The sequence below is a fragment of the Nonomuraea guangzhouensis genome, from assembly GCF_019396345.1.
Lineage (GTDB): Bacteria > Actinomycetota > Actinomycetes > Streptosporangiales > Streptosporangiaceae > Nonomuraea > Nonomuraea guangzhouensis.
Genome location: NZ_JAHKRM010000009.1, coordinates 34,292 through 51,914, shown reverse-complemented (window position 1 = coordinate 51,914; position 17,623 = coordinate 34,292). Strand labels below are relative to the sequence as shown.

At 69.4% G+C, this 17,623-nt stretch carries 21 protein-coding genes and 1 pseudogene; 12 read left to right on the top strand and 10 right to left on the bottom strand.

All coding sequences use genetic code 11. From position 1 onward, the window contains the following. Window positions 1-2: 2 nt before the first annotated feature. The 5 genes from KME78_RS19470 to KME78_RS19450 are packed head-to-tail and all read right to left on the bottom strand — an operon-like array spanning window position 3 to window position 4,167. Window positions 3-971 (bottom strand): quinone oxidoreductase family protein, encoded by a 969-nt coding sequence (locus tag KME78_RS19470; protein WP_219530517.1) that lies wholly within the window; start codon window positions 969-971, stop codon window positions 3-5. Beyond that, window positions 971-1,330 (bottom strand): hypothetical protein, encoded by a 360-nt coding sequence (locus tag KME78_RS19465; protein WP_219530516.1) that lies wholly within the window; start codon window positions 1,328-1,330, stop codon window positions 971-973. The genes KME78_RS19470 and KME78_RS19465 overlap by 1 nt, the downstream gene beginning before the upstream one ends. After that, the gene (locus KME78_RS19460; RefSeq protein ID WP_219530515.1) at window positions 1,327-2,193 is read right to left on the bottom strand and encodes a DODA-type extradiol aromatic ring-opening family dioxygenase; all 867 of its coding nucleotides are present in this window, start codon (window positions 2,191-2,193) and stop codon (window positions 1,327-1,329) included. Before KME78_RS19460 ends, KME78_RS19465 begins: the two co-directional genes overlap by 4 nt. Then, window positions 2,186-3,001: a citryl-CoA lyase gene (locus KME78_RS19455; protein WP_219530514.1), complete on the bottom strand. Its 816-nt coding sequence runs from the start codon at window positions 2,999-3,001 to the stop codon at window positions 2,186-2,188. Before KME78_RS19455 ends, KME78_RS19460 begins: the two co-directional genes overlap by 8 nt. Beyond that, entirely contained in the window at window positions 2,998-4,167 is a 1,170-nt protein-coding gene (locus KME78_RS19450) for a CaiB/BaiF CoA transferase family protein (protein WP_219530513.1), read from the bottom strand. The genes KME78_RS19455 and KME78_RS19450 overlap by 4 nt, the downstream gene beginning before the upstream one ends. A gap of 158 nt (window positions 4,168-4,325) precedes the next feature. Between KME78_RS19450 and KME78_RS19445 the strand changes: the two genes are divergently transcribed. The 6 genes from KME78_RS19445 to KME78_RS19420 all read left to right on the top strand — a co-directional run bounded on the left by KME78_RS19445 (window position 4,326) and on the right by KME78_RS19420 (window position 10,057). After that, window positions 4,326-5,774 carry an amidohydrolase family protein gene (locus KME78_RS19445; RefSeq protein WP_219530512.1) on the top strand — a complete coding sequence of 483 codons (1,449 nt, stop codon included), beginning with the start codon at window positions 4,326-4,328 and terminating at the stop codon, window positions 5,772-5,774. A 76-nt stretch (window positions 5,775-5,850) separates the two neighbouring features. Then, a complete protein-coding gene (locus KME78_RS19440) occupies window positions 5,851-6,651 on the top strand; it encodes an IclR family transcriptional regulator domain-containing protein (protein WP_219530511.1) in 801 nt (266 codons plus the stop codon). Window positions 6,652-6,874: 223 nt separating this feature from the next. After that, a complete protein-coding gene (locus KME78_RS19435) occupies window positions 6,875-7,051 on the top strand; it encodes a PNPOx family protein (RefSeq protein WP_219530510.1) in 177 nt (58 codons plus the stop codon). After that, a complete protein-coding gene (locus tag KME78_RS19430; protein ID WP_219530843.1) occupies window positions 7,051-8,061 on the top strand; it encodes an aldo/keto reductase in 1,011 nt (336 codons plus the stop codon). Before KME78_RS19435 ends, KME78_RS19430 begins: the two co-directional genes overlap by 1 nt. 224 nt (window positions 8,062-8,285) lie before the next feature. Further along, the gene (locus tag KME78_RS19425) at window positions 8,286-9,611 is read left to right on the top strand and encodes a DUF3500 domain-containing protein (protein ID WP_219530509.1); all 1,326 of its coding nucleotides are present in this window, start codon (window positions 8,286-8,288) and stop codon (window positions 9,609-9,611) included. 62 nt (window positions 9,612-9,673) lie between these two features. After that, complete coding sequence (locus tag KME78_RS19420; RefSeq protein WP_219530508.1) at window positions 9,674-10,057, top strand: hypothetical protein; 384 nt, start codon at window positions 9,674-9,676, stop codon at window positions 10,055-10,057. On the opposite strand, the gene KME78_RS19415 is transcribed toward KME78_RS19420, so the two are convergent. Continuing rightward, window positions 10,008-10,538, bottom strand: coding sequence for a DinB family protein (locus KME78_RS19415; protein WP_219530842.1), 531 nt, complete (start codon window positions 10,536-10,538; stop codon window positions 10,008-10,010). The two genes, KME78_RS19420 and KME78_RS19415, sit on opposite strands and share 50 nt — an antisense overlap. 435 nt (window positions 10,539-10,973) lie before the next feature. Between KME78_RS19415 and KME78_RS19410 the strand changes: the two genes are divergently transcribed. The 3 genes from KME78_RS19410 to KME78_RS19400 all read left to right on the top strand — a co-directional run bounded on the left by KME78_RS19410 (window position 10,974) and on the right by KME78_RS19400 (window position 12,867). After that, a complete protein-coding gene (locus KME78_RS19410; RefSeq protein WP_219530841.1) occupies window positions 10,974-11,537 on the top strand; it encodes a DUF3887 domain-containing protein in 564 nt (187 codons plus the stop codon). 53 nt (window positions 11,538-11,590) lie between these two features. After that, window positions 11,591-12,496 carry a CPBP family intramembrane glutamic endopeptidase gene (locus KME78_RS19405; RefSeq protein ID WP_219530507.1) on the top strand — a complete coding sequence of 302 codons (906 nt, stop codon included), beginning with the start codon at window positions 11,591-11,593 and terminating at the stop codon, window positions 12,494-12,496. Window positions 12,497-12,693: 197 nt separating this feature from the next. Continuing rightward, window positions 12,694-12,867 (top strand): hypothetical protein, encoded by a 174-nt coding sequence (locus KME78_RS19400; RefSeq protein WP_219530506.1) that lies wholly within the window; start codon window positions 12,694-12,696, stop codon window positions 12,865-12,867. Between the two features lie 123 nt (window positions 12,868-12,990). Here KME78_RS19400 and KME78_RS19395 read toward each other — a convergent pair whose 3' ends face one another. After that, on the bottom strand, window positions 12,991-13,629 hold the full coding sequence (locus KME78_RS19395; RefSeq protein WP_219530505.1) for a TetR/AcrR family transcriptional regulator: 639 nt from the start codon (window positions 13,627-13,629) through the stop codon (window positions 12,991-12,993). Window positions 13,630-13,690: 61 nt separating this feature from the next. Here KME78_RS19395 and KME78_RS19390 point away from each other — a divergent pair, with 61 nt between their 5' ends. Both KME78_RS19390 and KME78_RS19385 read left to right on the top strand, forming a co-directional pair. Continuing rightward, the gene (locus KME78_RS19390; RefSeq protein WP_219530504.1) at window positions 13,691-14,359 is read left to right on the top strand and encodes a class I SAM-dependent methyltransferase; all 669 of its coding nucleotides are present in this window, start codon (window positions 13,691-13,693) and stop codon (window positions 14,357-14,359) included. 436 nt (window positions 14,360-14,795) lie between these two features. Then, window positions 14,796-15,593 carry a maleylpyruvate isomerase family mycothiol-dependent enzyme gene (locus KME78_RS19385; protein ID WP_246651490.1) on the top strand — a complete coding sequence of 266 codons (798 nt, stop codon included), beginning with the start codon at window positions 14,796-14,798 and terminating at the stop codon, window positions 15,591-15,593. Between the two features lie 108 nt (window positions 15,594-15,701). Here the strand turns inward: KME78_RS19385 and KME78_RS67965 are convergent. From KME78_RS67965 to dhaM, 3 genes and pseudogenes are all read right to left on the bottom strand, one after another. Continuing rightward, window positions 15,702-15,818: pseudogene (locus KME78_RS67965) on the bottom strand (Tn3 family transposase); the annotation flags it as partial. Window positions 15,819-16,069: 251 nt separating this feature from the next. Beyond that, complete coding sequence (locus KME78_RS19375) at window positions 16,070-16,351, bottom strand: HPr family phosphocarrier protein (protein ID WP_219530502.1); 282 nt, start codon at window positions 16,349-16,351, stop codon at window positions 16,070-16,072. Continuing rightward, window positions 16,335-16,727 (bottom strand): dihydroxyacetone kinase phosphoryl donor subunit DhaM, encoded by a 393-nt coding sequence (gene dhaM, locus KME78_RS19370; RefSeq protein WP_219530501.1) that lies wholly within the window; start codon window positions 16,725-16,727, stop codon window positions 16,335-16,337. Before dhaM ends, KME78_RS19375 begins: the two co-directional genes overlap by 17 nt. A 67-nt stretch (window positions 16,728-16,794) precedes the next feature. Here dhaM and KME78_RS19365 point away from each other — a divergent pair, with 67 nt between their 5' ends. Continuing rightward, on the top strand, window positions 16,795-17,559 hold the full coding sequence (locus KME78_RS19365) for an IclR family transcriptional regulator (protein WP_219530500.1): 765 nt from the start codon (window positions 16,795-16,797) through the stop codon (window positions 17,557-17,559). Window positions 17,560-17,623: the final 64 nt, after the last annotated feature.

Genomic DNA, 17,623 nt, shown 5'->3' with positions numbered 1-17,623 from the left:
GGTCAGGCGATGCTCAGGACGATGCGGCCACCCGCTGTGCCTGCCGCCTGCCGTTGCCACGCCTCTCCGGCCGCTTCCAGGGGCACCACCTCGTGAGCCACCGTCAGCCGTCCCAGCGCCGCCTGTTCCGCGATCATGGTGATGGCCGCGGCCCGCTGTTCCAGGGTCAGCTCGTTGTTGGTGTAGCCGAGCACCCGCAGCGACCGGCTGCGTAGCGTGGCGGAGTCGAGCGGGCACGTCTCCGACGCCGAGCCGCCGAGGTTCACGAGCCTGCCGCCCTTGCCCAGTGTGCGGGCCGCCGCGGCCGCGGGGACGCCGAAGAGTGGGTCGAGCACCAGGTCCACCGGCCCGTCGCAGGCGGCGGAGAAGCGGGCGGCCAGCTCGGCCACGTCTTCGGTGCCGCGATCCGTGCCGAGCGACACCACGGCGTCCGCCCCCGCCCGCGTCGCCCGTTCCCGGCCACCCGGGGATCGGGCGCCCGCGACGACCCGGCGAGCGCCATTGAGTCGGGCGAGCTGGATGGCCGCCTGCCCCACCACGCCACCGCCACCGAGCACCAGCACCTGCTCTCCGGCCACGAGCTCACCCCGCCAGGTCAGCGCCAGGTAAGCGGCGACGGCCGACAGGCCGAGGGCGGCGACCGCGATCGGCGAGGCGCCGGCGGGCAGCTTCACCAGGTCCTCATCGCGCACCAGGGCCAACTCCGCCATGCTGCCGTCCCCGGGCGCCATTCCCGCCGTTGTCGCGAACCACACGGGCGTGCCTCCGGCGGTCCCGACACCCTGGACGCCAGGTACATAGGGGACGGCAGGCATGCCGAAGTAGGAGGTGCCGCCCGCGCAGAGCAGGTCCAGCGGGGTGATGGGGGCGGCGCTGACCCGCACCACCTCAGTGCCGGGCCCCGGCACGGGTGCGGGCCGGTCGGCCACCACGGGCGGCCGGCCGCAGGTCTCGATCCAGGCCGCGCGCATCAGGTCGCGATGTCCGGGTACGGCAGCCGCATGTGCGCCAGCCGCCGCGCGTACTCGGTCTGGAAGCCCAGCGGCGGATGGTCGCGCTCGAACATCGCGATGAACAGCGTCAGCGTGAGGAACGGGTGCGCGCCCAGCTCGAACAGCTTCGGATAGTCGTGGGCCGCCAGCGCCTCGCGCTCGACGTCGTCGAAGCGCAGCCACGTGGACGACTCACCGGAGTGGCAGCCGAGGATGCGGTTGGCGTATTCGGACTCCCACCAATCGACGGTGGCGCGCGGCTCCTCGCGGTAGCGCTCGACCAGCTCGGCATCGCGGTCGACGGTGAAGAGGAACTTGTTCAGCAGGTATTTGCTCACGATCGACCGCCTCCGCTCGGATACCAGGTGAAGTACGCCTCCATGGTGTGGAACAGGTCGTACGTGTCCACGTAGTCGGCCTTCTGGCCCTCGCCCGCCACGCCCATCATCAGCATGAAGTCCATGAAGCCGTGCGTGGCGTTGCCCGGCAGGTGGAGGCTGTCGAGGGTGACCTCGGCCAGGCAGCCCTCGATGTCGCCGGAGGAGATCCATTCGACGGCGCGCCGGTCGAACTCGGGGTCGGGCCCGTGCGGCCCGAACTGGCGTGGCCCGCCCAGCTCCAGCGACAGATGCCCGGTGCCGATGACCGCGACCCGGCGGCCGGACGGCCACGACTCGACGAGCTGCCGGATGGTCTGCCCGAGCTGCACGAACCGCTTCGGTCGCGGTAAGGGAGGGGCGAAGATGTTGGTGTAGACGGGCACGATCGGCAGGTCGTTCTGCGGGCGCAGGGTGATGATCGGGCACGTGATCGAGTGGTCGATCCGCAGCTCGTTGGAGAAGGCCAGGTCGAAGCCGGCGTCCAGCCCTTCACGCAGGATGTGGGAGGACAGGTCCTCCTGCCCCGTGAACAGCATCCTGGGCAGCCCGAACTCTCGCTCCTCGTTGTAGAAGTTCGCGTCGTAGAAGGGCGCCTTCCCGACCAGGAACTGCGGCATGTTGTCCAGCCACAGCTGGTGGAAGTGGTCGGAGCCGACCATGACCAGCACGTCCGGCCTGGCTCTGGTCAGCGTCTCCCTGAACGCCTCCACCTTGCGCACCCACTCGTCGGCGAACGGCGGTCGCTCCTCGCCGGTAGCGGTGCTGGCTCGGTAGTAGAAGGGGTGGTGGGTGGATGCGATGACCGCGACGAGTTCAGCCATGCGGACCTCCGTCAGCGAAGGGCTCGGGCGGGATGGACAGGTTGTTCAGGTCCACCGAGAGGAAGATGTCGTTGGCCACGGGGCGCCGCAGTTCCTCGGCGAGCTGCCCGATCAGCCCGGCGGTCCTGGCCAGCAGCGCGAACCCGCGCAGCAACTCCAGCGGCAGCCCCAGATCGGCCAGCACCGCTCCGCAGGCGCCCGCGCCGTTGAGCGGCAGTGTCCTGCCCAGGACCTGCGGGTGCACGCGGCCGACGGCGGCGAACAGCGACAGGTGCGGCCCGAACAGGCCCTCCTCGGCGGCGATCTCGAACAGCCGGGGCGTGCGAGGGTCGCCCTCCTTGTGCACGTGGTGGCCGAGCCCGGGGAACAGCTGCCGAGCCTCCCGCCGGGCCCGCACGGCCTCCAGGGCGAGATCGTCCCAGCCGGCGTCGTCGGCGGGGAGCTCCTCCCGCGCGGCCAGCACGTCGTGGAGGTATCGGCCGCAGTCCTCGGTGACGCCGAGGAAGCGGGAGCCGCCGCCGAGCAGCCCAGCGGCCAGCGCCCCCTGCACGGAGTCCGGCGCCGACAGGTACGTCAGCCGGGTCACGATCGCGGTCGGCGTGAACCCGTGGTCCGCCAGCGCGGCCAGCACGGCCTCGAACAGGCGTACCTCTCCCCGGGAGGGACGGCGCTGGGTGGCGAGCCAGAAGGCCAGCTCGCCGAAGCCCACCTCGCCCATCACCTCCGAGGCCAGGTCCCGGCCGAGCAGGGTGATCGACGTCGGCGACGACGCCCCGAGCGCGGTGGGGTACTCCCGCTCCCGCGTCACGTCCGCTCGCCTTCCCTGGGGCCGGTGAGCCACTTGCGCAGCTCCGCGCCGTGCTCGTCCAGCTCCGGTGGCGGCAGCGTGTAGGCGGCCGGCGTCTCGGAGAACCGGATCGGGTGCCGCGTCGTCGGCATCGCCCGCTCGCCCTCGCCCACCACCACGACGGGATCGAGCCCGAACCGCTCCGCCGCGGCGAACCCGCCGTCGATGGTGTTGATCGGCCCGCTCGGCACCCCGGCCTCCACCAGCAGCTCGAACCACTCGTCCGCGGAGCGCCGGACGAGCCGCTCGACCAGGATCGGCCGCAGCTCCTCGCGGTTGGCGGTGCGGCCGGCGTTCCTGGCGAAGCGCGGGTCCTCGGCCACCTCCGGGATGCCGAGCACCTCGCACAACTTCCTGAACTGACCGTCGTTCGCGGCCGCGACGATCAGCTCGTGGTCGGCCGTGGGCAGCGGCTCGTACGGGAACACGCTCGGATGCGCGTTCCCCATCCGGTACGGCACCACGCCCCCGGCCACGTACGCGGAGCTCTGGTTGACCAGCCCGGTCAGCGCCGACGACATCAGGTTCACCTCGACGTGCTGCCCGCTCCCCGTGGCCTCGCGGTGGCGCAGCGCGGCGAGGATGCCGATGACGGCGTGGTTACCCGCCATCACGTCGAACACCGAGATCCCGGCCCGGTACGGCGGCCCGTCCGGGTCACCGGTGAGACTCATCAGCCCCGACATGGCCTGCACCATCAGGTCGTAGCCCGGCACCCGCGCCCCGGCCCCGGGGCCGAACCCGCTGATGGAGGCGTACACGACCCCCGGGTTCGCGGCCCGCACCGAGGCATAGTCGAGCCCGTACTTGCCCAGCCCGCCCGGCCGGAAGTTCTCCACCAGCACGTCCGCACGCCCGGCCAGCTCCCTGGCCACCCCGGCGTCGGCCTCGTCGCGCAGATCGAGCGCGATCGACCGCTTCCCCCGGTTGATCCCGAGGTAGTACGTGGACACCTCGCCGCGCGAGGGTGGTGTCCACGTCCGGGTGTCGTCCCCGCCCGGGCCTTCGACCTTGACGACGTCGGCGCCCAGGTCCGCCAGCAGCATCGTGGCGTACGGGCCGGCCAGGATCCTGGAGAAGTCGGCCACCAGCACGCCGGACAGCGGCCCTGGCACGGTGTCTGTCATCAAGCTCCATCCCTACGTCCGTACAACGGACGGCTGTCCGCTAACGCGATCCCAGCATCTTCATGAGCTCGCGTCAACACTCTTGACACGGCCGTAGACGCTCATCACAGTGGCGTTGACCGTATGGCGGACACATGTTCGCAGGCGAGGAGCATGCCATGAACGACTTCGAGGCTGGACGGCCCGTGGTGCTGCGCGGCGGCACGGTGCTGCCCATGGACGAGCGGCAAGGGGAGGGCAGGCGGATGCTGCCCCGCACGGACGTCCTCGTCATCGGGGACAGGATCGCCGCCGTCGGCCCCGGGTTGGCGGCGCCGCCGGACGCCGTGGAGATCGACGCCTCCGGCGGCATCGTCATGCCCGGCATGATCGACACCCACCGGCACATGTGGCAGACCGCCCTGCGCGGCTACGGCGCCGACTGGACCCTCACCCAGTACTTCGTCTGGTTCTACCTGGAGCACGGCAAGCTGTTCCGGCCCGAGGACGTGCACGCGGGCAACACGCTGGCCGCGATCGAGGCGCTCGACGCGGGAGTCACGACCGTCGTCGACTGGTCGCACGGGCTCCAGACCGTCGACCACGCCGACGCCGCCGCCGACGCGCTCCAGTCCGTGCCCGGACGGTACGTGCTCGCGTACGGCAACCTCCAGCAAGCGCCCGCCGAGTGGACGGCCGCGCCGGAGTTCAGGGACTTCGTGCGCAGACGCGTCACCGGCGACGACCTGCTCGGCTTCCAGCTCGCCTTCGACGTGCTCGGCGACCCCGCCTTCCCGGAGAAGCCCGCCTTCGAGGCCGCCCGCGAACTCGGCGCCGCGGTCACCACGCACGCCGGCGTGTGGGGCGCCACCGGCGACGACGGCATCAAGCTGATGTACGAGCACGGCTTCATGACCCCCGGCACGATCTACGTGCACGCCGCCTCGCTGTCGGCCGACTCCTATCACCGCATCGCGGCCACCGGCGGCTCCATCTCGGTCTCCACGGAGAGCGAGCAGAGCGCGGGCCAGGGCTACCCGCCCACCTGGTCGATCCGCGCCCACGGCATCCCGGTGTCGTTGTCCATGGACACCAGCGTGTGGTGGAGCGGCGACCTGTTCTCCGCCATGCGCGCCACCCTCGGCGCCGACCGGTCGCGCGAGCACCTGGAGGCGCACGCCAAGGGCGACACCGTCACGCACTGCGGCCTGCGCGCCGACCAGGTCGTCGAGTGGGCCACCCGCGGCGGCGCCCGCGCGCTCGGCCGCGACGACCTCGGCAGCCTGGAGCCGGGTAAGAAGGCCGACCTCGTGCTCATCAAGAACGACCTGTCGCCGGTCTCGTTCCCGCTGCTCAACCCGTTCGGGCACGTGGCGTTCCAGGCGCAGCGCGGCGACGTGCACACCGTCCTGGTCAACGGCCGCGTGGTCAAGCACGAGCACCGCCTGCTCGGGATCGACCTCGCCGCGGCCCGCCGCGAGGTCGAGGGGACGGTCGAGTACCTGCGGTCGGAGATGGGGGAGGAGGCCTGGGAGCAGGGCATGAACCCGGACATCCCTGCGACAAAGCTCCTTGATAACCCGTACACGTACACCGACTATCGCAGTGACTCCACCCACCGCCTGTGATCGGCCGCTGTGCGGACGTACGACCGCGCCGACCGTCTAAAGTCGGATCAACGGATCCGAGCGAGTGAGGGCGTTCATGACACGTGGCGACACCGGACCTGACTTCATCGAGGCGCTGGCCCGCGGCCTCGATGTGATCAGGGTCTTCCGGCCGGGGCGCCCGGTCATGTCCCTGACGGAGGTGGCGGCCGCGGCCGGCCTGGCCAGGCCGACGGCCCGCCGCATCCTGCTCACCCTTCAGGAGCTGGGCTACGCCAGGACCGAGCAGGGCGGCTTCGCCCTCACGCCCCGGGTGCTGGAGCTGGGCGTCTCCTACATCCGTTCCATGGGGTTGTGGGAGGTGGCCAGGCCGCACCTGGAGCGGCTGGTCACGCAGACGCACGAGTCGTGCTCGATCGCCCAGCTCGACGGCTCCGACATCGTCTACGTCGCCAGGGTCGCCGTACCGAAGATCGTCGCCCTCTCCGTGCAGATCGGCACCCGCTTCCCCGCGCTCCAGACGTCGCTGGGCAAGGTGCTGCTGGCCGCGCTGTCGCCCGCCGAGGTGGATCGGGTCCTGGCCGAGCCGAGCCGCTCGGGCATCGAGCCGCGCTGGCAGCCGGACGCCAAGGAGCGCGAGGCGGTGCTGCGCGCGGTGCGCGCCAAGGGGTGGGCGATGACGGACGAGCAGCTCGCCTTGGGGATCCGGTCGGTCGCGGCACCGCTCAGGGACGGGCTGGGCAACGTCATCGCGGCCGTCAACGTCAACGCCCACGCCGCCGAGACCTCCATCGAGAAGCTGACCGAGGAGCACCTGCCGCTGCTGCTGAAGACGGCGAGCGCGATCAGCGCCGACTGGGCCCTGTACGAAGCCGTACCGCACGTCACGGCTTCCTGATCCGGTCTTGTTTCAGGACTTTGACCTGGCCGGTGTTGGATCTGCGAGGCCCAGGCGCCACACGCCCTCATCTCGTTGGCGTTGCCCCACGGCAGCAGGCCCGCGCGGCAGGAGGGGCTGCCGGGGCGAGCTTCGCGCCAGCCCTGCGGGCGATCGTGGCCCCGCCAGGGCTAGCCTTTCCCCGGTCTCCCTCCGCGCTGGTCCGGCTCCATAACCTGGATTCATGACCTTCGCCGCCAACGAGATCGAATATCTGAACAGCCGACCGCTCGGGCGCCTGGCCACGGTCAGCCCCGAGGGCCGGCCACACATAGCCCCCGATGTCGCGTTCGCCGTCGACGACCTGGCCTCTGTCGATCCCTCGACGCCGCGCGGCAACGACACAAGGGACATCACGTGATGCGCTATCGGCTGCTCGGCTCGACCGGGTTGCGGGTCTCGGAGCTGTTCCTGGGCGCCATGACCTTCGCCGGGCCGGACGAGGCACGCAGGATGGTCGAGCTGTACGCCGACGTAGGCGGCAACGTCATCGACACCGCCTCCGCCTACGGCGACAGCGAGGAGGTGCTCGGCGGTCTCCTTCAGCAGCGCCGTGACCAATTCGTCCTGGCCACCAAGTACACACTGACCCGGAACTCCTCGGACCCGAACGCGGGCGGCAGCCACCGCAAGAACCTCGCCCTGTCCCTGGAGGCGAGCCTGCGACGGCTGCGCACCGACTACATCGACCTGTTGTGGGTGCACGACTGGGACCCGCACACGCCGATCGAGGAGACCATGCGGGCGCTCGACGACGCCGTCCGCGCAGGGAAGGTCCTCTACGTGGGCGCGTCCAACCTTCCCGCGTGGCTCGTCTCCCGTGCCAACACCCTTGCCGAATGGCGCGACTGGACCCCGTTCGCAGGCATCCAGGTGCCCTACAGCCTGCTCGAGCGCGACATCGAGCGGGAACTGCTCCCCATGGCCGAGGCTTACGGAATGAGCGTGGCCACATACGGAGCACTCGCCGGCGGCGTGCTGTCAGGCAAGTTCACCGGCCCCGGCGATGCCCCGACCGGCACCAGGATCAACCCCGCGTCCCTCACCCCGCGCGACCATCACGCCGCGCGCGCCGTGCGGCAGGTCGCCGACGAACTGGGGGTGCCCGCATCCCAAGTCGCGATCGCCTGGACGCGCACCCGATCGCCCGCGGTGCACCCGATCATCGGCTCGCGCAACGCCGAACAACTCCACGACAATCTCGGCGCCCTCGACGTCACCCTGCCCGCGGACGTCGTAGGCCGCCTGGATTCGGCGGTGGAGTTCGACCCGGGCTACCCGACCAACATCAGCACCGGGCCCCGCCCCTGGCTCTTCGGAGACACCCAATCCCGGCTGGACAGCCGAGGCCTTTCCCAGCCACTCAGCTGATCAGTGGGTACGGCCGCTCGTTTGGGCCGTGTGGCGCGATTCCTACCAGCAGGCCATCTAGCCAGGTGGGCTCAGCGGTCGGTTCGGAGTTCGGGGAGCAGCGGCCAGAGTCTGGCGGGGTGTGCGGCGGGAGAGTCTGTTGCCGGCAGGAGCCAGCACATTCTCATCGGACGTTCATCACGCTCCCAATAAGGGACAAGAATCCGCTATGTACGTTCTGCCACATGAAACACGACGACGCTCTCCTCAGCAGGCGATCTTTCATGAACCGGGTTCTGCTGTCCGGCGGGGTGACCGCGGTCGCCCTCATGACCGGCGGCTGCGCATCCGGCACGACCTCCTCGGGAGCCGCGTCCGGTACGTCGACGGGCCCGCCGAGCGGGGGACCCGCAGGCGGCCCTAGCGGCAATATGGTGAAATATGCGGATTTCAAGGGTGTCACTACGGATGGAACAGTGATCCCCGACCTGTTCGCCGTGCACTCCACCGGCGTCAGCACCGCCGGTGTGATCTCGGCGGGCGCCGCCTTCCTGGCCGCGCTGTCCACGGAACAGAAGCAGCAGGTTCTGTACGAGGTCGAATCCGATCAGTGGCTGAACTGGAGCAACATCCACAGCTTCCAACGCAAGGGCATGCAGCTCAAGGGCATGACCGCCGCACAGCAAAAGGCCGCGCTGGCGATGCTGGCCGCCGGGCTGAGCGCCAGGGGCCTCACACTGACCGAGAACATCCGCAAGCTCAACCACGTGGCCGGCCGGCTGCTGGGCAAGCTCGAGGAGTTCGACGAGACCCTCTACTACTTCACCGTCATGGGCACACCCTCGGACAGCGCGCCATGGGGGTTCCAGTTCCAGGGCCATCACCTGGTCGTCAACTACTTCGTCCTGGGCGATCAGGTCGTCATGACCCCCAGCTTCTGGGGATCGGAGCCGACCAAGGGCTACTACGACGACGGCACCGAGATCGAACTGTTCACCACCGAGATCGAGACCGCGCTCGGCCTGGTCAACGCCCTGGACGACGCCCAGAAGGCCAAGGCGATCACCTCGGACACCAAGGAGGGCAGCAACGAGCAGGCCGGGGCAGGCCAGGACAACGTCGAGGTGCCCTACACCGGGATCCAGGCCACCGCGCTGAACGCGGCGCAGCAGGCCAAGCTGCTCGCGCTGGCTGAGGTCTTCGTCGGCAACATGGCCGAGGGGCACGCGAAGGCGAAGCTGGCCGAGGTCGAAAAGCATCTGGACGACACCTACTTCGCATGGGTCGGCCCCACGGACGCCGACGCCGTCTTCTACTTCAAGCTGCAGAGCCCTGTCATCCTCATCGAGTTCGACTGCCAGGGCGGCGGCCCGGCCTCCGGCGCGGTCGAGCCCGCCCTGGTCGCCGCCAACGCCACCGCCACCGCGGTCGCCAGCCGCGGGGGCGGCCAGGGCGGTGCGTCCCGCAACCACATCCACTGCGTCGTGCGTACGCCCAACGGCAACGACTATGGCTTCGATCTTCTCAAGGAGCACCTGGCCACCGCGCACGCCACTTCCTCCACCGGCTGATAGACGTTGAAGTACAACCGGTCGATGGACTCGATTGAACTGGACGCCGCCTGGAAAGGTTCATGCCCACCCCGCCCAGCACCAGGGTCTGGGTCACCCGCTACATGCGCTGCGGACACGGCGATGAGTTCGGCGCCCGCGACGCCATGTCCGCCGCACGAGCGGCGATGACGGCGGCGCAGGACATGCACCGCGCCACCACCTTCGAGGCCGGCAACCCCCATCCGATCGCGCGCAAGAAGTACACAACGATGGCCCAAGCCGCCGATGAGCGCATCACGAAGGTCGCCGGCATCGATAAACTCGGCCCGCAGGCGGTCCGCTACAAGAACTGGATGCCCGGCTCACCGAGCCGGCGGCAGGCCGACCAGATCGCTCTTGGGCTGAGAACACAACTCACTCCGAGCTCGCAGCTCGCAGCATGCGAAGCTGGCCAATTTCGCTGACATTCTTCATCAGCTCGGAATTGACCCAGGCGATCGTGTGGGCGACGGTGTGCTCGGAGTCCTGCGGCCAGGGGAAGGGGGCCGCCGGGGCGTCCAGGTCGGCGTCGGTGAGGCGAGCCAGCACGGTCAGCCAAGTGGTGCGGAGGCCACGCAACCACTCGACGGCGCTCGTTCCATCGCCCGGCCAGGTGATCTCGGTCCTGTCCCGAGGTTCGCGTCCCTGAGCGTGATCGATGGTCACGCTCCACCACCAACCGATATGCCAGCTCAACCAGCCGATGGTGGGAACCGGGACGGGATCGGGCTCGGTCTCCGCCCAGTCGGGCACCCATGTTCCCGTGGCGTCAAGGCGCACAGTCCAGCAAAGACTGGCGGGTTCCCACAGAAAGTCCGCAGGTTGCAGTCGTTCCAGGTGGTAATCGAACAACGACCAGGTGAAGTCGAACTGCCAGCGCAGCAAATCACATCGAGATCCATGCATCCGGACATGTTGCCAGACCCCGCCAGCTTCAGCGAAGATCACGGGTCGATGCCGAAGCACCGGGTGAAGCGGTTGATGACGTCGTCGGCGTGGATCCTTCGGCCTGGTGGGTCAGCGCGGAGTGCCGCAAGTGCTGCTCGAGTTCGCCGGGGTCGGTGAGGCCGGGTGAGCGTCTCGAACAGTTCCGCCGCGCGCCCACCGGGCTGATCGAGCCCACGGACCTGAACGAGGCCGGCCACCGAATGTACAACATCCACGCACGCCGTCACCCGGCAGGGCCCCGACGCTCTCACGATCGATGCGAAAACGCTCGCTAGCGTTCGATTCCAGCCGGATGGTCCCAGCAATCCTTCTTGACGCACAGCCGACTTGTAAAGATATGCTTTACAAGTGCAAGAAACATTGACGGAGGCGCTGCAGGCCTTGAAAGCGCGTATGGAGGCGTTCCTCGCCGCACGTGTCCTGACGAGGAGCGACGACTGGGCCGACTCGATAGGGCGCGCCGTGAGCATGCAGGCGGCCGCCGATGACGTCGTGCGTGCTGTCGTGCAGCAGGCACGACAGCACGGCGCTACGTGGCAGGTCATCGGTGATGCGCTCGGCGTGAGCCGGCAGGCGGCGTTCCAGCGCTATGGCAAACCGATCGATCCAAGAACAGGAGAACCGATGAACACCACGCCGCTACCCGGCGTCGCCGAACTGGCCGCCTCGGTGATCGAGGACCTCGCATCCGGGCAATGGACGCGTGTCACCGAGCAGTTCGATCCGAGCATGCGCGATGGCTTGTCGGAGGATGCGCTCGCGGCCGCGTGGGCGCAGATCGTCGGCCTGTCGGGAGCTTTCGAGGGGCTTGGAGAGCCTGAGATCACCCGGGCCGGCGACCTGACGATCACGAACACGCCGCTCGCGTTGGAGGCGGGCGACTACACGGCACGGATCGCGTTCCGCGACGACCGCACCATCGCCGGTCTGCACATCCTCGAAAGGCAGACGTCGTGACCATCGAGTCTCCGGGCGGATCGAAGACGGCCACGACCCAAGGCGGACCCCGCATGAGCAGTCGTGATCTGCGATCCATCGGCGTGTTCACCACCTTGGCGTTCGGGCTCGCCTGGCTTGTCGCGCTTCCGCTCTGGTTCGGTGACGGACTCGCCAGCTCCTGGTTCACCGTCGTGGCCGCCGCCACGATGATGACCCCCGCGATCGCCGCCCTTGTCGTCGTGTTCTTCGTGGAGCGGCCGCAGCAGAAGGTGTGGACGCTCGGGCTGTGGCCGTTACGACCGGTCCGGAGACTGCTCGGCTACGGGGCGGTGGGGATCATCGTGTCCATCGCGCTCGTCCTGGTGGCGCTCCCGGTCGGTGCGCTGCTGGGTGTCTTTCCGGCCGATTTTGTGAACTTCTCCGCGTTCCATCAGGTTCTCGACGAGCAAGCGGGCGCCGCAGGAGTGGCCGAAGTCCCGATACCGATCGGCGCGCTCATCGCCATCCAGCTCGCCGCACTCCCTTTGGCGGCGTTCATCAACCTCATCCCGGCGCTGGGGGAGGAACTCGGGTGGCGAGGGTGGCTGCTGCCGAAACTGATGCCGCTCGGTACACTCCCAGCCCTCCTGATCTCGGGCGTGATCTGGGGCCTTTGGCACGCTCCGCTCATCCTCCTCGGGTATAACTACCCGGATGCGCCGGGCTGGCTAGGCGTGACTGCGATGGTCGGCATGTGCATCCTGGTCGGCGCGGTCTTCGGTTGGCTGCGGCTCCGATCGGGGTCCGTGTGGCCCGCGGCCCTCGCGCATGCCGCGTTCAACGGCGCGGGCGGGACCTACCTCCTGTTCGCCAAGGCCGGCGAGCACGTCGACACCACGCAGGCGACGATCCTCGGCTGGAGCGGGTGGATCGTGCCGCTCGCGCTCGTCGTGATCCTGATCGCCACGGGACAGTTCGCTTCCGCGAAGCACCCATGACCGTGAAGCTCGTCTCACCGAAACCACAGGCTGACCAGGAAACCCTTGGCCCCCTGCCCCACGGGACCCTGACTCCCGGGCAGTGATCTTTCCCTGGTCACGAATCTCCTGCAGCGCGGGGAGCATGATCCCGCGCGCGGGCGTCGACCGCGATGACATCCATCTGGGCAAGGCCAGTGGTGCCAAGCGAGCTGATCGTGGCCAACGCAATGGACGGCCTGGCCTCCGCCCGTGCCCGCGGCCGGGTCGGCGGACGTCGGCCCAAGCTCACCGCCGACCAGGCCGCCCTCGCCCGGGAGCCGTACGACACGCGGGACAAGACCGTCCAGACTTGTTCGGGGTGCCGCGCTCAACGGTGTACGGGCATCTGAAGGGCGACAGCGTAGGGCCCGGTATGGGTGTCGGCCAGGTTGTCCGCCCCGGCCCGCAGCAGGTCGGCCAGGTGGTTAGCCACCAGCATTGCGGGCTGGAGGACCATCGTGACGTCCGTCCGCTCAGCCGGGGTCGGCGCAGAGTTGGGAGGTCAAGGTGGTGCGGGCCCACTCTTCCCACGTGTCCGGTGACCAGTCGCGGTCGCGGACGAAGATCAGGTAGAGCTGCGGGCTGAGCAGGCCGAACAGCAGGTCCGCCGCCATCTCGACGGAGAGGCCGGGACGGGTGTCGGGCTTGCGGGCCAGGGCTTCGGCCGCTGCGTACTGCACGGTGTAACGCGGGTCGGGGCCGTCCGGCCACTGTGCGGCGATCTCAGGGTCGGTGGCCGCGGCAGCCGCGATCAGCGGCATGATCGGTGCGACCCGGCCCAGGATCTCGCGGGTGCCGTGGACGTGCGCGCGCAATTGCCCGGCTGCGGTGGGCTCGGCGCACGCGGCGCGAAACCACTCGCGATCCATGGTGGCGACCGGCTCGGTGTCCCCGGCGATGGATGTGTCGACGACGTCCTTGAACAGCGTGCGCTTGTTGCGGAAGACGAAGTAGACCGTCTGGACGGCCACGCCCGCCCGGTCCGCGACCTCCTGCAGGTTCGTCGCCCCGTAACCCTGCGCGACGAACAGCTCGCGAGCCGCCTCGACGACCTTTTCACGGGTGCGGCGTGAGCGCTCGGCTCGCTTGTCCGGCCGTTTGACTTTGTCCATATTGCGAGTATATCTCTAGAGTATGTCACTAGAGTTCAACTCTAGATTCTTGGAGGAGACGATGGACCAGCCCAGCACCACCCAGAAGCCGGAACCGGACCTGGGCTCAACGCAGCGAGACCCGGAGGAGGAGTCTGTCCACCGCGCGCTGGAGGGCTACTACCGCGCCGGTAAGCCGCCGTGGGACACCGGCGTGACGCCGCCCGAGCTGGTCGCCCTGGTAGAGGGGCACGGCGCGCTGCCGCCCGGCCGCGCCCTCGAACTCGGCTGCGGCACGGGGACCAACGCCACCTACCTCGCACGGCACGGCTGGGAGGTGGCGGCCGTCGACCTGATCGACCGCGCCGTCGACCAGGCCAGGGAGAAGGCCGCTGCGGCGGGAGTGGCGGTACGGCTGCTGCACGGAGACGCCACCCGCCTCGACGAGTTGGACGTGCCGGGCCCCTTCGACCTGTTCTTCGACCTGAGCTGCTACTGCGGGGTCCCGCTGCACCGCCGCGACGCCTACGCCGCCGGGCTCACCCACCGCGCCGCTCCCGGAGCACGGTTGCTGATGTTCGGGTACGGCCCCGAGCCGCTCGGCAATCCGATCCCCGAGGTCACGTCGTGGGCGGCGGGCGTCACAGCCGACGAGCTCCGCGCCAGGTTCGCCGGCTGGGAACTACTCGACGTCACACCGGGCACCAACTCGGTGCCGACCTTCTGGTTCACGCTGCGCCGCGACGCCTAGGAATCTCCGGTCGCGGGCTTCTGTAGGTCTGTGGCAAGTTTCACGCCGCCCGAGCAAGTCGAGCTTGGGCGGCGTAGCGGTCGACGTGCCGGGTGATGGCCCTGAGCGCCGCTCGTAGTCCAGGTGGCGTTTGAGGCTGATCGGTCGCGGTGAGTGGCGCCGGTCAGCGCCACGGCCAGACGTCGTCGCCGTGCTCACCGGCCTCCCGTCCGGTCTGTGCCTCAGCTGCCGCACGCGTAGCCGGCGGCGGCCTTCGCCTCGGCCAGGCTCTGGGCCGGGTCGAGGGCTTCCTCGTCCGGGGTGCAGCAGGCGGTGGTACCACAGCAGGCGCTGTCGGTGCTCTTTTCTCCGCGGTGGTGAGGGTCCGCCCGCGATGGCGGCGGTGAAACTCGATGTCCGATTGTCGGAAAAGCAGTGATAGAGATTCAGGGTGACAATGACACTCGAGTTCCCCGTTCTGCTGCGACTGATCGACGAACGGTCGACCGCCTTCCGCGCCGCGGTCGCCTCCGCGCCCAGCCTCGACGTACAGGTGCCGACCTGCCCCGAGTGGACGCTGTTCGATCTGGCGCAGCACATCGGCGAGGGTCGTCGCGACTGGGCCGCCACCGTCGCCGCAGGGCCTGCTCCAGCCAAGTCCGCAGCGGAGGGCGCCCCGGCTGTGCCTCGGGAGCGCGAGGCCCTGCTGGCCTGGTTGGCGGAGTCCACGGAGCAACTGCTGGACGCATTGCGGAAGGCCGGCCCGGATCGCGGTTGCTGGACGTGGTGGGGGACGTCGCAGTCGCCGCCGACCTCCGGTGCGGTAGCTCGGCACCAGCTCCAGCAGATGGCAGTGCACACGTACGACGCCCAGATCACCGTAGGTGCCCCGCAGCCGCTGCCGGACGAGGTGGCGCTCGACGGTGTCGACGAGTTCCTGTCCACCTGCGTCGCAACGACAAGTGCCTGGCCGCACAAGCCCGCTGCCATCGACTTCCACGCCTCCGAGGGCCGCTCCTGGCGCCTCTCGCTCTCCGCCGACGGCGCACGGACCGCCCGCCTCCCCGAGCCCGGCACCATGCCGGCCACCGCTGCCGGCCAGGACCCGAACGCGGCCGCCGCCTTCTTCTCCGCCTGGGGCACGGCCAGCGAGCTGGTCCTCATCCTGCACAACCGTATCCCGATCAACTCCCTGAAGCTCGACGGCGACCGACGTCTCTTCGAGCAGCTCAGCGCCTGGGACCCGGATGAGTAGGACGTGACGATGCGCCACCTCGTACGCCCCGGGGCATGCCTCCCGCCAACGGCTACAACCACGCCGTGGTGGCCTCGGGGCCGCGGGGGGCAGGCGCAGCCGGGCCACGTCCTCGTCACGGATCTCATGACTCTCCGCGCGAAGCTGGACGGCGGCGGCGTCGATGTAGCGGGTCGTCCAGAGCACCACGGCGTTCAGGACCAGGCCGAGTGACCCGAGCGGGGCTGCACATGACTCCCGAAAGCGCCATCACCACTGGAGAAGCCGTCGCCGCCGTCGAACCGCGAAGGCCGTGCGGGCTTGGGCGGCCGGCGCCTCCCGCTCGCGGCGCTGGGCGTCGTCGTATCTGCTTTGCCGCTGCCTGGTGCGGCGGCATCGGCGGAGGTCTGGCGGACGTCGAACTCCTGCGAGGACCTGTCGCGCCTCCTCCACGGCATCGAGCTCGGTGGATTCCTGCGGCCACATGACGATCAGGGCTATTCGGCGCCGGCAAGGATGCCGGTCAGCGCGGCGATCGCGTCGTGGGCGTCGGGACCGGTGGCTCGTATGGTCACCGTGCTTCCGGCTCTGGCTCCCAGCCCCATGACGCTGAGAACTCCGGTGGGATTGATCGTCTTGCCGTTGTAATCCAGCTCGATGGTGCTGGAGAACTGATGTGCGGCGCGCGCGAGGTGGCCCGCGGGGCGGGCGTGGAGATTGGCGGGAAGCACCACGGTTGCTTCGTGGCGAATGGTGGGGGCGTCAGAGCTTGCGGACATTGCGGGCCTCCTCCGCGGAGTTGGCGACGGTTCGCAGGTCGGCACCGGATGCGGCGGCCACCACCGCGGCGACGGCGCCCTCGACGAAGGGAGCGTCGACGATGACGACGTCGGGGCGGGGGTGGTCGTCCAGGACGGTGCGGGTGGTCAGAACGGAGCTGCCGAGGTCGGGAAGGATCAGGACCCCGGCGCCCCGGTCGGCGTCCTTGATCGCGTTGAGAACGAGGTCGTAGCTGGTGCCGAGCCTGCCGTCGTCGGTTCCGGCCGCGGTGACGACAGGAACGGCGTCGGAGCCGATCTGCTCGACCAGCAGGCGCAGGCCTGCGGCAAGCTCGGCGCTATGGGACACGAGTACGATGCCGACGGGTGTGCTCATGAACTGCAACATTAATTGTCGGAACGCTGTTCAGCAATACTGAATCGGAGATCTCATGGTCCAGTCCGTGCACAGAGCAGTGCAGATCCTGCGGGAGCTCGCCTCAGGCGGTCCCCGGCTGGGCGTGACTGAGCTGGCCGACCGGTTGGGCGTCGCAAAGCCCACGGTGCACGCACTGCTGCGCACGCTGGAGATCGAGGGTTTGGTCGCACAGGACCGGGAGAGCTTGAAGTACCAGCTGGGGCCGAATCTCGTGCAGTTGGGCAACGCCTATCTGGACACACACGAGCTGCGGACGCGGTCGTTGACCTGGGCGGACGGGCTGGCCGGCCGAACCAAAGAGGCCGTGTGGGTGGGAGTCCTCATAGGCGACCACGTACTGATCGTGCACCACGCGTTCCGCCCCGAGGGCGCGGTGCAGATTCTCGAGGTGGGCGCGAGCATCCCGTGGAACACCTGCGCCCTGGGCAAGGCCATCGCGGCGTCGTCGCCGGCGGCCGTGCGGGAACGCCTGCTCGCCGGGGAACTGGCGGTGCTCACCGGCGCCAGTATGACCGACCGGAAGGAACTGGGGGACCACCTGCGGGAAGTCCTCAAGGCCGGTTACGCGATCGAGGACCAGGAGTCGGCCATCGGGGATGCGGGCATCGCCTCGCCGGTGTTCGACCGTTCCGGCGAGGTGGCGGGTGCCATCGGCATCGTCGGCCCGGTGGAGCGCATGCTGGGCGAATCGACGCGCCAGGAAATCGCCGTGGCGGTGCGGGAAACCGCCCGCAACCTCTCCCGGGACCTGGGAGCCCCGCGCCGGGCCGCCTACACCCCGGGCGCGTAGGCGCGCAGCCTCGCATCGCGGGCTCGTCCCGGCGCGGCATGCGGCCGACCGAGTGGCGAACCTC